The organism is Eubacterium sp. MSJ-13, from assembly GCF_018918235.1.
Classification (GTDB): domain Bacteria; phylum Bacillota; class Clostridia; order Lachnospirales; family Lachnospiraceae; genus Butyribacter.
The window spans coordinates 1-16285 of sequence record NZ_JAHLQE010000157.1 but is presented as its reverse complement, the minus strand read 5'-3'; the positions used below and the strand labels follow the sequence as shown (position 1 = coordinate 16285).

Below are 16285 nucleotides of genomic sequence, written 5' to 3'. Positions count from 1 at the left end.
CCTCTTTATATCCTCGTCAAATGCATCCGCTGTCATGGCAACTATAGGAATCTTTTTTGCTCCCTCATGTGATGACTTCCTTATCATCTCCGTTGCCTGCATTCCGTCAAGCTTTGGCATCCTCACATCCATAAGTATCAGGTCATACTGCTTAGGTTCTGACTGCAGATATTTATCAACTGCCTCCTGACCGTCTTTTGCACGCTCGACATTCATTCCATGTGCTTTTAAGATTTCTACCGCTACCATTGCATTTATATCATTGTCCTCTGCAAGCAATATGTTTTTTCCTTCCAGAATACTCTCATCTGCTTTCTGTTCCAAACTTTCCTCTACCTCCTCAATACTGTGTATTTCCCTGTCAAATTCAATAATAAATGTCGTTCCCTTATCCGGCTCACTCTCACATTTTATAGTGCCGCCCATTATATCAACAAGATTTTTTACAATTGCAAGTCCAAGCCCTGTTCCCTGAACATTATTTGTAAATTCATTATACTCCTGCTCAAACGGGATAAACATCTTTTCCTGAAATTCCTTGCTCATTCCACAGCCATAATCTTTTATTTCACAATAAATGTGAACATGTGTGTCATCTATATCTTCCGCTGCCATGTTCCACTCTACATATGAACCGCTTTTTGAAAACTTTATTGCGTTGTTTATGATATTTACATAAATCTGCTTTGTTCTAAGCGGATCTATCTTGATAAGAAACGACCTGTATCTGCTAAAGTCCGTCCTGAGTTCAACATTGTAATTCTTGGCATTAGCTTTAAGCATCTCCTCTATCGAGCCAACAAATTTCATGCTGTCAACATACTCTTCATTAAGCTCCACTTTATTCTGCTCTATCTTGTTCATATCAAGTATATCATTTATTATCTGTAACAGAAAATTTCCTGAATCTATTATCTGGTCTATACACTCATTCTTCTTATTTATATCGTCACTTGACTGTCCTATCGCCGCCATACCAAGTATTGCATTCATAGGAGTTCTTATCTCATGACTCATCCTCGACAGAAAATCTGTTTTGGCATTATTTGCTTTTATCGCTTCTTCGCTTTTCTGCTGTATCTGTGCTATATATCTGTTTCTGTTATTTATATACATTGATATTGCTATAAGAGAAAAAATAAATACTAATGATATAAATGCAATAATATCACTATAGGAATAAAACTTATCATACAATGACAGTTCTGACCAGTTGTAGGCAGTATCCCTGCTTATCGTATTTTTCTGTTCGTCATCCGTAACCATATCAATTCCCTTATTCAAAGCTGATTCAAGTATTGAATTGTTTCTAATGGCAAGTCCGAACGGCAACGATACTGTATTAAATTCTTTTATGTCAAACTGTTTGTATCTCGGACTTTGAAGTATTGATTTTGCAACATAGGCACCTGTGGCAAATGCAGAAACGTCTCCGTTATTTAAACCATCACACGCATCCTCAATGGTGTCATATTCAACAATATTATATTGTGTTTTCTTTTTTACACAGTCATAAACATATTTATATTTTTTGACAACTGCTACTTTTGCTGAACTGTCAAGTTCTCCATAGCTGCTCTTTGTTATGTAATTTATATCTGAATCGAAAAGACTCTTCGTTATGAGATACTTTTTATAGAACATTATATTATCTACATAAACAGGCATAACTATATCCGTTTTTGTATTTTCGAGCATATCATAAGGATTTTCTGTATCTATTGCAAAATAATTAAATTTAATGCCAAGGTTTTTGGCAACTTCGTTCATGAGATCAATGGCAATTCCTTTATATTTATGTTTCTTTTTATCATAATAACTTATCGGCCTGTAATCAGAATATGTTGCGACATTTAATGTTTTATTGTTTTTAAGATAATTTATCTCATATTTTCCCAAAGGCGTATAAACTCTGTCAGGATAATACTTCTCATTAAGGTCACTCTGGAATGTCGGTTCTGCAAGTTTCAGATCAGTAAGTGCCTTATTTACATCTTTATAATATGGGTTATTGTTTTTCATAACAATATAATTGTGTGTTACACTGAACTTTGATAATATTTTCATATCTGATGTCTGATCCATCACATTACTTATAAGACCATCCACATCTCCTTCATCCAATGCCGCCTTACACTCATTATAGTCATCAAAATAAACAAGATTATCATACACATTTATTGATTTGAGATACGATGTCATTCCTGTATACTGAAGAAGCTGTTTTGTTACAGCTATCTTCATCTTGTCTATTCCGTCATAATCTTCATAATAAAGGTCTCCACGATTTTTCTTTGTCATTATGGAATGATATGTAGTCATTATATCTTCCGTCGTATAACTCAACTTTGAAGATGTTTTTTTCAACGGTTCTGATGCGGGCATGATAATATCTATATTACCGCTTAATAAAAGCTTTGTTAAATCTTCCCACGATTTTACCTTTATATAGCTGTACTCAAAATGAATACTTGAAAACTTAGAAATCTATTCAGGTAATCCACTCCATAACCACATTCATTACCTGATGAATCATAGTCAAAAAAATTGTCAAGCTGACAGAATCCTACCTTTAATATTGCCATTGATGACTCATCTGCTGATACATTCTCGCCATGAATCAAAAACATCCCTGTCAACATTGTAAAAAAAATTACCGTATATATAATAAATTTCCTCAATCTGTTTTCCATTTTTCATAACCTTTCATTTATATACCATTTTCCTTAATAACAATTAACAAGAGCAATTCTAACGAAAGTAAAATGGCTGTGTCATAATTCTTTTCCGTCAACGGATTCATTATATCACAGCCTCAAATATTTCTCTATTCAATTATTATATTTTACAAAACTTATATATCTATCGTCCACATTATGTTTAATCCGTGTACTGTATCGGTCATGATAAAATTTCCTTTATCTTTTTCTCAACCAATTTCGCCACTTTCCTGTGCGTTGCCTCAGTCGGATGCCAATTTATACCAAGTCCATCCGCCTCATCCTGCGGTGGCAGATCAAGATAATAAACATCTGCGTTCTGATACTTTTCCTCAATTATGCTAACTGCCTTTAAAACACTTTCGCAAAGTTTTTTATCCATCGTTCCAAGCATGCATAAAACCGGAATTCCATGATTTTTTCTTTTTATTGTTTCAAGAAATTTTACATATCCGTCAACAAATTCCTGATTTCTCGCACCATCATTATCTGTATAGCTTGCATCATTTGTTCCAAGATAAACCGTTATTATGTCAGGAACAAAACGACTGTTATCCCACTTTTCCCATTTACTTACGGGTGTATGAAGATAATCTCTCTCACAGCCTGCATCAACATACTCGTATAACATAGGCACAAGCCAGCTTTCATCTTTTACCTTCGGCTGCCCCTCTCCTATATATGAAGTAATGACACCTTTTCCATTCCATGCAACAACATTTACATCAGCATCAAGGTGTGTCGCTGTAAGGAGTGAATATGCTTTCATAGGATTTTCCTTTGCTGTATCATGCTCCAGTTCGTCAACATTTCCCTCATTACCATAACCGCATGTAATTGAGTCACCTATCATCTCTATTTTTAACTTTTTAGGCATCGGCGGCTCAAGAATCTCCTGACTATCCGTTTCTATCCATTCTACACCACATGCCGCATATTCTGCCTCCGAATATTTTATTAGTGTAACTGTAACTGTCTTTTCCAAATCCGCTTGGTAAAGTACATATTCTGCTTTGTCATTATCAAGACAGAAACGTCTGTAGGGCTCACCATCAGTGACAGCACCGTATGATACCTCGCCGTCTTTTTCCTCTTTTACAAATACTGCAACCCATGCATAATCTTTACTATTATGCGTAGATGCATCCGACAAAAGCTTTGCCTTCGCCATTCTTCCTGTAAACCTGAATGAAATGCTGGTGCCCGTATACCCAAGATATCTTATCTCATCTCTAAATATTGTTCGTCCTGTAACTTTTACTCTTGACTCATCTGCTGCAAATCTCATAAATTTTCCTCATTCTCTCTGTACTACCTTAATCTTCTTTTATCACTTTTTTGTTTCAGATGTTATATCCGTACTTCTGTTGATATCAAGCCAACATGCCTGCCTCAACTGTATTTCACCATTTGACACATCTTCACCCTTCAATGTCCCATCAGGCTGCACACATAATATTTCATTTGGATTCTGCGCTTTCTCTTTAAGCCAGTATACACCTTCTCCTGCTGGAATAATATCCTTATATTTATCATATTCATCTTTTGAAAGTTCAAAGAAATATTCCGGAAATTTATCATCCTGTGCTGACTTAATATAATTCTGCACTACGACAAGCGCCATCTCATTATCTGAATATTTTTTAAGCTGTTTTGTGTTGAGCCAGCGACGCGCTTTTGACTCATACCAATCATTGCTTTCCGTTTCCTCCATCGAAAATCTTTTCTTTTTCCCGACTTTTTCTTTCATCATAAGCACTTTACCATCAGAAGTCCTGTCAAGTATAACCCAGTTTGCAGTGCCAAAAATCACTACATTCCCCGGAGCTGCTTCTGTTATGAATTTCTTTTCTATTTTGGCTGCTCTCGCCGGTGCATCATACTTTGTCTCAGCTTTCTTATAATTTATAAGTGCTGATTTATATTTTCCCTTTTTCTCCTTTTTAAGTCCTATATGATAATAACACTTTTTCATATTTCCATTTGCAACTAAAAATCCGCCTGATTCTTTATAATTGGCAATGGCAAGCTTATATTTTCCCTGTGACTGATGATATACGCCCTTAACCATAGGATATGCCGGCGTCTGTAAAAACAACACTATCAACAGGACAAAACATGCTGCTACTATACCTCTTCTTTTATATGCAGCCTTTGTTTCCAGCTTTGCAATTCCCTTTTTGCACTGTGAGATATGCTCGTCACATTCTTCTATATTATATTTGAACTTTTTACATCTCTTAAAATTCTCAATAGCATCAACATAATCACTTTTTGTCTTTGACTGTTTCTGTCTCTGAACCGCAAGTTCAAATACCTCTGCTGTTCCATCTTTTACGGCTTTATCTGCAATCTCAAGACATTTCTGTCTTCTCTCGTCAGCATCAAGATATCCCTGTATCTTGTTAAACTTCTTGGCAGCACTGTTCATTATAGAATAAACTTTCTCAAAACGCTCTACACAATCAACTGCCTCCATGAGAGCAACTGCATTTTTATATACTTTTTCTTCTGGCGAAAGAACCCTTACTTCCTTTCCTGCCGCTGCCTTAGCTTTATTCCTGGCAGCCTTTATCGCTGCCATTTTTTCCGCTTTAAAAGCCGCTTTATCTTTTTTATTTTCCAAAGTTTCAGCCATTTGCTTCCTCCACTTTATTTCTACGCTTTTCAAAAATCTTACCGACATAATCCACGGTAGGTCCCATCAATACCACCATGCATACCGTCATAATACCAACTTCCCCACCAGCAGCATATCCTATACATGTTGCTATAAGGTCATATACGATTCTTACCACTCTGAATGTATTTTTTCCCGTATGTTTCTCAATCTTATCACTTATAAGAAATGAAACTGCATCATAAGGTGCCGTTCCATGCCCACTCTGCATATATACTGCTGCCATAAGCACAAATATGATAAGTCCCGGTATCAGAAATGCAATCCTTGCCCCCATTCCAAGCTGTGCTGGGATATGAAATACATTCTTCCATACCCACGAAAAGAAATCAGCAGAGTAACCGACAAGTATCATATTTCCAAGCGTACCTGTTCCAATAAGATTTCTCTCAAAAATGACAACGATTGCAAGAAGTACAAGATTCGATATAAGCTGATAATTTCCGAAAGTCATACCAAGCTTTGCCGAAATCCCATAATTCATTGCCGAATACGGATCTGTTCCCATATCGCTAAGTACAAGCATAGATACGCACATTCCCATAAGAATAACAGCTATGATCATCATAAAAAAACTTTTTGTCCATTCTTTTGTAAACTTAAAATTCATAAATTTTCCCTATTCCATTCTTTTAATAATCTCCAGCCTGTCTACGCTTTCAAGCTGCCAATCATATGTTTAATCTACATATCTTAACAACTTTGACACAACTCATAATAGCACAGCAACGCTTTATTGTCACGATTTTTCTTTGCTTCCCGTATCTAAGACACATATGGTATCTAATGTTAATGTTTTACTTCTTCTTATATCTTATATTTGTCTGTCCAAAAATATACGGACTTGAAGTAACCTGTTTCTTTATGCCACTATGACTCAAATTTCTTTTTTCTCTCTCAGAAATAAGTGTCCTTTTGCGTTTAATTTCCTCTTTTTTCTTTACTTCCTCAAAATTCTCTCCCTGAATTTCATAAACAAACCTCGAAACATCTGCCTCTTTGTTAAACCGTTCTTTTACATAATATATATGAAGATGTTTTTTTGCTCTTGTAACTGCCACATAAAACATACGCCTCTCCTCTTCCATATCTGCATCAAGTACGGCTTTTGAATGTGGAGTGACTCCTTCATTCGCATCAGGTATAAATACACACTCATACTCAAGTCCTTTTACACCATGCATCGTCATAAGCAACACGGCATCTGACTGTTCCTGACCGTTGTTTAACATCCTGCTTTTTGCTGCCTGTTCTTTTAGTTCATCGCCATATGCCCTTATATATTCAAACCAGTCGTCAAAGTTTTCGTATTCCTTTGCCTCCTCCTGAAGTTCATCAAGAAAATCCATCATCTCTCCCGGACGCACTCCCTTATAATCAGCATAATCTTTTATATAATCATCATAACCTATTCCGCTTCTTATAAAATTTATGGCGGCAAACGGCTTAAGATGAGCTAACATTCCCATATCATACTCAAACTGCTCAAATCTTTCCACCATCCATTCTTTATCCTCATAAAAACTTTTAAGTTCCTCCATATCAACAATACTTTCCGTAAATGCTGCTCTGTGTACATATCTCTTAGGTCTGTTGATAATACGCAGAAAATCTGTCCTTTCCCTGCTACCGCGTGCTATTTTTATATAGGTGATAATATCTTTTGCTATCCAATGGTCATACATATTTGGAATACGTTCCTTCATAACAAACGGGATATTAAACTCCATAAGTTTTGAGCTAAGAGTCCTCGCCTGTGTATTTGTTCTGAAAAGAACCGCCATTTCGTTGTAAGGTATTCCACTATCTTTATATTCAAGAATTTTGGCTCTTATACTTTCACATTCCTCAGACACTCTGTTAAACTCCTTTATCTCAACTTTTTCTCCATATTCATTATTGGCCTGAAGTTTTTTTGAAAGTCTGTTCTCATTTTTTTCTATAAGTCTTGCAGCAGACTCTACTATCGCTCTGCTGCATCTGTAATTTATACCAAGGACATATCTTTTTGCATCAGGATAATCCTTCAAAAACTGTTTCATAATATCAGGTTTAGCTCCCCTGAAACCATAAATCGACTGATCGTCATCGCCAACAATAAAAAGATTATTTTCCGGTGCAGCAAGCATCCTTACTATATCATACTGAACCTTATTTATGTCCTGAAACTCATCTATAAGAATATACGGATACTGTTTCTGCCACATCTGTCTTATATCTTCTCTTGCTTTAAGAAGCTCATAACAATAGACAAGCATATCATCAAAATCAATAAGTCTCCTGCTCTCCAATATACTCTGGTAACCTGCATATATATTTCTAAAAGATTCCCCTTGACAGTTTGGTGAATAATAGTGTTTTAAGTCTAACATCTCACCCTTTACTTTACTTATCTCACCTTCAAGGTCATTCAAAAAATCATTTTCATCCTGAATCTCAATATCCTCTTTACTTACAAGTTCCTTTAGTATCTGCCGTTTCATATCATCATGTATAATATTTTCCGCCGTATAATGATAAGCATATTTTAATATCGTAAAAAATATCGCATGAAATGTCCCAAAATATACTCTCTTTGCATCACCCGAAACCATAGCCTCATATCTTCTCTTCATCTGCACTGCTGCCGCTTTCGTAAAAGTGATAACAAGAATATTTGTATTTTTTACTCCTTTTTCTTCGACAAGGTATTTCACACGTTCCGTAATTACCCTCGTTTTTCCTGAACCAGGCGTTCCTATCACAAGACATGGTCCATTAAAATGCTCTATTGAGCTTTTCTGCTGTTTATTTAAATTCAAAGCTAATACTCCTAACTGATTTTGGCAGGATTTCAAATCATCATTCCTGAAATCCTGCCAAAAATAATTTTTATTATTTTGCTAAAATCCTAAAAATCCATAACCTGTGCAAACATGTCCCTGATATTTCCATATGCTCTGTAATTTGCACATTCATCACCAATTCTTTCCTTATCATTTAAAAGAATAAGCTTGTCTCCCTTATAGTACTTGACCATATAGCGGCACAAAGGTGAATTTATCTCTGCTCCTATAACAAGAAGTATGCTCGCATTCTCAACCGCATTGCTTGCCCTGCTTATCTTTCCATTGTCAAGCATTTCCCCTAGCAATGAAAATCCCGGACGAAGCGGTATTCCACACTTTTCACACACCGGAATACCTTTTGAATGTTTTATGTAACCTGAATCATACAGTCTTTTACATCTCGGACATATATTTTCATCTACTGAACCATGAAGCTGGATAACATTACTGCATCCTGCCTTTTTGTAAAGTGAATAAACCGAACGCGTAACCACGGCACTCAGCTTACTGCACTGCTGCAATTTGTATATTCCATAATGAATGGACGACGGCTGTGGATCATCAATATTTAATATAACCTCTTTATAATACCTGTAAAACAACTCTGCACGCCTTGTATAAAACAGTGAGGACGCTATCTCATCATTTGAATAGCCATACTTCTGCTCAATATCATACGCAATATGTTCAGCAGTAACTCCATTGAGGCCAATATCGTATGTGATATTCATGCCGGCAAGTACAACTATATTTCCCCCACCGCGTATAATATTCTTCATGTTTTCAAGAACCTGATCCATATATACTCCTTTCAAGATGACTCATGCCAATTACTCTCCAAGATATGTACAAATACTTTTTACTGCATTATCAATTCCAAAAAGATCACTTCTGATGACAAGATCATAATTATTCAGATCAGTCCACTTCTCGCCTACATGGTAATTATAATAATTACCTCTGCGTTTGTCATTTTTCATAATAACATCTGCTGCCTTATTTTTCTCAACGCCATACTCACTTACAGCTCTGTCTATTCTGAATGTCATAGCTGCTTTTATAAAAAGATTGCATACATCTTCTCTCTCCTTCAGAACATAATCAGCACATCTTCCGACAATGACACAAGGACCCTCCTCAGCAACTTTTCTTATGACATCCGACTGTGCAAGGAAAATACGGTCATCAAGTGAAAGTCCACTGAAACCAAAATCCTGATTTCCATATACATTTATCCCCATGGCAAGCGAATACAAAAGACTGTTTGTAGCCTTATCCTCTGCCCTCGCAAATGTTTCCTCTGCAAAACCACTCTCCTTTGCAGCCCTTGTAATAATCTCGTTGTCATAAAATGGTATACCATAGTGTTCAGCCAGCTTCTGCCCAATTTCACGTCCACCACTTCCATACTGTCTGCTTATCGTAATAATTTTATTCATAGGTCATACCCCCTGTTCTGAACAGCCATTATAATTTAATTGGCTATTTTTCATAAATTGTTATAATTATATTATACACTTTTTCTGCTATTTGCACAATAAATTTATTTTAATAACAATAATTTCAGCGAATCATCCATGAATTCTCCGGGCTTCTCTTTATCTCCTGTTTATTCTCATACATTGCCTCATCAGCTTTCTTAAATACTTCCTCAAAACAACTATGTTTTTCTTTGTCAAACTCTACAATTCCTACTGCCACTGATGCAATATAATCATGAGGATACATCTCATTTATCTGTTCAAACTGTTCTTCAAGAACATTCCTGCAATTAACAATGTTTTCTAAATCATCTCCCTCGACAACTACCACAAATTCATCACCACCTATCCTAAATACAGGACTTCTCTTAAAAGCCCGGCATATACAACGGCATGAATCTATGATAAGCATGTTCCCCTTTTCATGACCAAAGTTATCATTCACATATTTGAGCCCATTTACATCAAATAATGCAAGTGCAAATTCAACATCATCATCGTATTTTATTTTTTTGTTTATATCTTCCATATACTCTCTGTATGCAGTAACATTCTTTACTCCCGTCAATGCATCTGCATAAGCTTTTTTATTTGCATAATTAAGTGCATCCTGAAGTTCAACTATCTCCTGTTTTTCTTCTGAGATATCCTGCACAGCAAAAATAACATGCAGCAATTTTCCTTTTTCATCTCTGTCAACTTCTATAAATCTTGCACGACACCAGCCTTTTCGCTTTCCCTTATACTCAGTCGATATATATTTATTTTGTTTCATTCTTTCGTCAAGTGTCGAAAGATTAGTAAAATCGAGCATCATACCAAAATATTTGGCTACTGAAAATTTTGTATATATTCTCCTTAGTGCCTCCGAAGCACTTTCTGTATCCCCAACTGCCTCAGCTATTATCGGCAGCCTTTTTATCTCATCAAACTCATCGGTATCCATACTTATGTAATACATAAATACATAAATATTAGCAAGCGAACCAACTGTATTATGCTGTTTTTTCTCATCTTCAAGTGCCATCTGCAGCTCTGCCTGGGAATATTCAAGTTCAATATTTTTTCTTATTACTTCCTGTGCCACCTCATCAATACTAAGATTCATATATGCTGTGAGAACTCCTATACAGACACCCAGAATAAGCATATTACTTTCAGGTATAAAATTCTGTATCGTACCTCCCACAAATACCGGGATTATAAATGCCGCCAATATCCCATATCTTTTTCTGCGCTCAGAATTTTTTGTATAACATGCATCTCTGAGCAATGCCGCACCTGAAAAGAACATGTACATAGCCGGAACGATAAAAAGATATTGAAAACATGAGGTCCTTCTAAATACGCCCTCATCAGACACACTATAAAACACGTCCGTATAACATGAAACTATAACTGCTGCCAAAAATATAAACAATGGAATTGCACAATACAGACAGCTTATTTTATTTGAAATAAGTGCTGATTCCCTGAATATGCCTGAATAAATAAACCACAAAAATATAGTAAGCCCAAACGCTGCAATTGACACTGCCACCCAAAAACGTCTTAATTCCATGCTCATACTAAGCACACCATAGTCTGAAATATGACCGATTGCAGATGATATCACCATACACAAACTGCTGCCGACTATTGAAAAATAAAGCTTCATAAAAATATCTTTTTTACGCCAGCCAGATATCTTTATAATAACCAAAAGCAACATTATTACGCATATTATCTCTGTTTTTGTATATAAAAATGCTTCTTTCATTATCGTATACATTCAATACGCCTCCCCTTTAAACCACAACGTATAATAGAATGTCATATTTGCCAATACCACACTCTTATTTTATGCCATAACAATAATGATATTCGCTATTTTTCATGCATGTCATAGTTTTTATCCTCATCTATCATTTCAAGCATAATCTTTGCAAATTCCGGATCAAACTGTGTTCCTATCCCCTTCTCGATTTCGCCTCTCACGATTTCCTGACTAAGCACATCCCTGTAACTTCTCTTTGAAGTCATGGCATCATAGGCATCTGCAACTCCGATTATCCTCGCAAGTTCAGGAATATCTTTTCCTTTAAGCCCGTCTGGGTATCCCTTACCATCATATCTCTCATGATGCCATCTGGCACCAATAGCAATATTTGGAATTTCTGATATATTTGATAATATCTCACCTCCGATTACTGGATGCGTCTTTATTATCTCATATTCCTCATCAGTTAATTTTCCGGTTTTATTTATAATCTCATCCGATATACCTATCTTTCCTATATCATGCAATATCCCGGCAAAATAGATATTCTGCTGTTTCTCATCATCATATCCATATCTCTTAGCTATCTCCATCGCATACATAGCAACCCTCTGTGAATGTCCTTTTGTATATTTGTCTTTTGCATCAATAGCCCCCGCAAGCGACTGCATGACCTGTATAGAAAGACGCTGGAACTGTCTTTTTTTCTCCTCAGCTTTTCTTGTCTGCTTCTCAACTTCATTCTGAAGATTTTTCTGCAATTTATCAAGCTGTATAACCCTTCGCACTCTCTGAACCATAATCTCCGGTACAAAAGGTTTTGCAATAAAATCCTGTGCTCCCTCTTTAAAGCTTTTTACTTCCATTGCTTTATCATCATCTGCCGTAAGAAAAATTATAGGAATATCAGAAAGTATCTTTTCGTTATTTCTGATTGCCGCCATAACTTCAAATCCATTCATATCCGGCATATGCAGATCAAGCAAAATAAGATCTACAATATTTTTTTCAAGAAAGGCGATAGCCTCCATGCCCGACTGTGCTTTGCTGACATTAAATTCCTGCTGTAAAATCTTTTCTGCCAACATAAGGTTTGTCTTTTTATCATCAACAACAAGTATCTGCCAGTCCTTTTTCTCCTGCTTATACATAACTTACCGCCTTTCTTTGTACCTAATATAATCTTCATCGAATGTATTTATTTATAACAAAATCAGCTAAGGCTTGGAATCTGCACCTGTATGTCACAGTCTGCATCATAGTCAACACCATCTATCTTAAATCCAAATATCTCATAAAATTCTTTCCAGAATTCATCAATATCAGCAACCTCTGCAAGATTGTCCTGTGAAATCTCATTCCACACTTTTTCAACTGCCTGCTGTACTTCCGGCTTCATCTCATAATCGTCCATTCTGATAAGCCTTTTATCATCAACAGGAACTCCTGAAGGATTACACAACCTGTCATGCACAAGCCTGTACATCTGCTCTATACATTCCTCATGAAGATTTTTCTCTTTCATAACTTTAAGAAGAATTGACAGATAAAGCGGTACAATAGGTATTGCTGCACTTGATTGTGTTACAACTGCTTTATTAACTGAAACATACGCACTTACACCTTTTACCTGTGCATCTATCTCATCAGCAGTTTTATATAAATCCTGCTTTGCCCTTCCTATTGAACCATCAAAATATATAGGGTGTGTGAGTACCGGACCTATGTATGAATATGCAACTGTCACTGCATTATCCGCAAGTACATCAGCCTGTTTCATCGCATCTATCCATAAACGCCAGTCCTCTCCTCCCATAACCTTAACTGTAGCATTTACCTCTTCTTCATTTGCTGGTTCAATAGTAACCTCTGATATCTCATTTGTGGCAAGATCTATTGTCTTATTAGTATATTCACTGCCCGTTGTCTTTAAAACAGAACGATATGTAACCCCATCTGGTGCTTTTCTTCTTGGAGCTGCAACACTGTAGATTACCATGTCAACTTTTCCTAAATCTTTCTTTATAAGTTCTATTGTCTCTTTTTTTATATCATCTGAAAATGCATCACCGTTTATTGTTTTTGCATAATGTCCGTCTTTTGTGGCAAATTCTTCAAAAGCAACTGTATTGTACCATCCTGCTGTACCGGTTCTCTTTTCTTTTCCAGGTTTATCAAAAATAACACCTATAGTATCAGCATTACATGAGTATGTAACTGCTATTCTGCTTGCAAGACCATAACCCATAGAAGCACCAATAACAAGTACTTTCTTTGGTCCTTCTGACTTAGGCATCTCATTTATATAATCTATCTGAGCTTTCACAGCCTGCTTACATCCCTCTGGATGAGCTGTAGTACATATAAATCCTCTTACTTTAGGTTCAACTATCATATTCTTTCTTCCTCCATTAAACGAATGACCATATAATCCACTTTCAAAGACAAAATGGTGCCGCTCTCGCGACACCATCTCGTATTTACCGAAGATTGGTTATATACAACTTCGGCGCCCCTGCCAAGGATTTTTTACACTAGCATTTTAAATCCTTATGCCCTATTACTTTACTATATTTAGGATTTTATGTCAATTATCTAAAAATCACTAAAAAAGATATGAATACAAATAAATTCTATCTGTATTCATATCTCTATTTTAACATACAATGTTAATCAAGCATTTACTAACAGTCATTATTATTTTTTAGCTACTTTAACCGTGATAACAGCTTTCTTGCCTGCGCTCTTAACTGTTACCTTTGTAGAAGCACCTGCTTTTGCTGTCTTAGGTACAGTAATCTTAATCTGCTTCTTAGATGATACTGTAACCTTTGCAACCTTCTTGTTTGCTGATGAAGCAGTTGCCTTTACTGATTTTCCTGCCTTATCAAGTGCCTTGTAAGATACATTTACTGATTTTCCTGCTTTAACTGTAACTTTCTTCTTACCAACTGTTACTTTAGCTTTTGATGTGGCAGCAGCTTTCTTTGTTGTAACATTGAAATTAACTACAATCTTATCGCCTGCTTTAAATGTAGCTTTGTTAAGCTTATCCATAGATGTTACTTTCTCGTCCTGCCATTTTACACCTGTGCTGTCGAAAAGACCATTCCAAGGATTTACTACATTGAATCTGTAGTTGTTTGCTTCATTCTGATCTGCAAATCCCCAGCATCCATTGTCATCAACCTTGATTGTCTTATCTCCAATCTGAACTGATTTTACAGTAAACTTAAAGTCATCAGAAAGACTTCCCTGATAAAGGTCTGTGTCAAGTATCATGAGGTAAAGTCCTGTTGAATCATTCTGAGCTGTATACTCAATCTTGTAATCTCCGTCATTTGTTACATGAGTGCTTATGTCTCCCCATGTCTGCTCTCCCCAAGAATCATCACATACTAAACTTAATTTTACATTGAAGTCACCCATTTTTCCTTTTGGAGCTTCTGTTGGTTCTGGAGTAGGCTCCTCTGTAGGTGCTACTGTTGGCTCTACTGTAGGTTCTGGTGCTGCTGTTACAGCAGGTGTCGTTGCAGCAGCCGCTGTTGCTGTTGGTTCAGGTGTTTCTTCTGCTTTGGCAGTAACATCTCCTGTAGCTGCATCATATTTATATGTAGCTCCATCATAAATCTTTACATAATCAATCTGTGCATCTGTAAATGCCTTCCAGCCGTTTGACTGATCTGCCTTTGACTGAACTCTGAAAGAATATTTCTGTGGAAGTTTTAATTCTTTCCATGATTTTGAATCATTATCATATGTTACAAATTCATTGTTGAATTTAATACTTAAAACCCCACCGTCTTTGCTTATGCCATCACTAAGTTTAGCTTCAAGATCACTCTTTTCATCAATATCTGCTGTCTTAGTAATACCATCTTTAAGGATTCCATATCCATATTCATTATATGAATATCCTGAATCTGTTGTATCAATTTTTACATCAAGATTTTTTCCTTTTACAACAACAACAGGGTCTTTCATGTCTGATAAAACAGAATTTGAAAAATTTACTGTTGCTCCCCACTCGTTTCCAAATACAGAATCTGTTTTTCCATCCTTATCACTAAGCATTTCCTTAGTCATATTTGTTTTATAGAGCTCAGAGCCATTTCCTGATGAAGGTGTAATAGGTCCATTGATATAATAATACCCATTGCTGCTATTTGCCGTAACATCTGCTGCTTTACTCTTAGCTGTGCCAATATTTACACCTGTAATGACAAGTGCTGCTGAAAGTGCCAATGAGAAAGCTTTTTTCGTTCCTTTGTTTAATCTCATTAAACTATCCTCCTTCTCCCAGAAAGTGGGAATTCAATTTAATCTTCTACAAATACATTCAACAATTTTGTCTCTGTATTTGCTTTACATCTTTGAATAAAATGTTAACAAATATTGAACAAATATTATACCGGGAAATTAAGAAATAATTTACATTGATTTTTTTTGATTTATAAATTTATAATAAATAAAGAGAGTTTACATATAATTTTTAGATTCTAATATTACAGCATCTCATCTGGTGGGTAGTTAAAATGAGATGCTGTAACTTGTCCCCTAAACCTCTATTCCTCATTTTGCAGCTTTTGAAGCAATGTTACTCATTATTTTGTATGAGTGTTTACGAATTCATCTAAGCCTTCAGGCTGTTTAGCTTCGTAGAAATATAATCTACAATGCTGTGTTGCTATAGGAGACATAACAACTGCAAATGCACAGATAAAATTTGCTGCTTTGCGTATAAATTCCTTCATTATTTTCACCTCCTAGTATAATAATGATGTAGTCAATAAGACTACTTGATCAACAAGTTTCTT

Annotated in this window: 13 protein-coding genes; all 13 read right to left on the bottom strand. The window is 35.9% G+C overall.

What is annotated here, in order from left to right:
* The coding region (locus KQI69_RS10710) for an ATP-binding protein (protein ID WP_216565176.1) at positions 1–2385 on the bottom strand (2385 nt) is incomplete at its 3' end.
* Positions 2386–2444: 59 nt separating this feature from the next.
* Positions 2445–2693: a hypothetical protein gene (locus tag KQI69_RS09680; protein ID WP_216565175.1), complete on the bottom strand. Its 249-nt coding sequence runs from the start codon at positions 2691–2693 to the stop codon at positions 2445–2447.
* A 208-nt stretch (positions 2694–2901) separates the two neighbouring features.
* Positions 2902–4008 carry an SGNH/GDSL hydrolase family protein gene (locus KQI69_RS09675; RefSeq protein ID WP_216565174.1) on the bottom strand — a complete coding sequence of 369 codons (1107 nt, stop codon included), beginning with the start codon at positions 4006–4008 and terminating at the stop codon, positions 2902–2904.
* Positions 4009–4050: 42 nt separating this feature from the next.
* Entirely contained in the window at positions 4051–5358 is a 1308-nt protein-coding gene (locus tag KQI69_RS09670; RefSeq protein ID WP_216565173.1) for a DUF6273 domain-containing protein, read from the bottom strand.
* Positions 5351–6010, bottom strand: a complete 660-nt coding sequence (locus KQI69_RS09665) for a YitT family protein (protein WP_216565172.1) — start codon at positions 6008–6010, stop codon at positions 5351–5353. The genes KQI69_RS09670 and KQI69_RS09665 overlap by 8 nt, the downstream gene beginning before the upstream one ends.
* Positions 6011–6197: 187 nt before the next feature.
* Positions 6198–8201: an ATP-dependent helicase gene (locus tag KQI69_RS09660; protein WP_216565171.1), complete on the bottom strand. Its 2004-nt coding sequence runs from the start codon at positions 8199–8201 to the stop codon at positions 6198–6200.
* A gap of 89 nt (positions 8202–8290) precedes the next feature.
* Complete coding sequence (locus KQI69_RS09655; protein ID WP_216565170.1) at positions 8291–9028, bottom strand: Sir2 family NAD-dependent protein deacetylase; 738 nt, start codon at positions 9026–9028, stop codon at positions 8291–8293.
* 30 nt (positions 9029–9058) lie between these two features.
* Positions 9059–9667: an AAA family ATPase gene (locus tag KQI69_RS09650; RefSeq protein WP_216565169.1), complete on the bottom strand. Its 609-nt coding sequence runs from the start codon at positions 9665–9667 to the stop codon at positions 9059–9061.
* A 124-nt stretch (positions 9668–9791) separates the two neighbouring features.
* Positions 9792–11480, bottom strand: coding sequence for a GGDEF domain-containing protein (locus KQI69_RS09645; protein WP_216565168.1), 1689 nt, complete (start codon positions 11478–11480; stop codon positions 9792–9794).
* Positions 11481–11575: 95 nt separating this feature from the next.
* Positions 11576–12619 carry an HD-GYP domain-containing protein gene (locus KQI69_RS09640; RefSeq protein ID WP_253289088.1) on the bottom strand — a complete coding sequence of 348 codons (1044 nt, stop codon included), beginning with the start codon at positions 12617–12619 and terminating at the stop codon, positions 11576–11578.
* Between the two features lie 62 nt (positions 12620–12681).
* A complete protein-coding gene (fabV, locus tag KQI69_RS09635) occupies positions 12682–13863 on the bottom strand; it encodes an enoyl-ACP reductase FabV (RefSeq protein WP_216565167.1) in 1182 nt (393 codons plus the stop codon).
* Between the two features lie 302 nt (positions 13864–14165).
* Positions 14166–15749 carry a hypothetical protein gene (locus tag KQI69_RS09630; RefSeq protein ID WP_216565166.1) on the bottom strand — a complete coding sequence of 528 codons (1584 nt, stop codon included), beginning with the start codon at positions 15747–15749 and terminating at the stop codon, positions 14166–14168.
* A gap of 323 nt (positions 15750–16072) precedes the next feature.
* The gene (locus KQI69_RS09625) at positions 16073–16222 is read right to left on the bottom strand and encodes a hypothetical protein (RefSeq protein ID WP_216565165.1); all 150 of its coding nucleotides are present in this window, start codon (positions 16220–16222) and stop codon (positions 16073–16075) included.
* Positions 16223–16285: the final 63 nt, after the last annotated feature.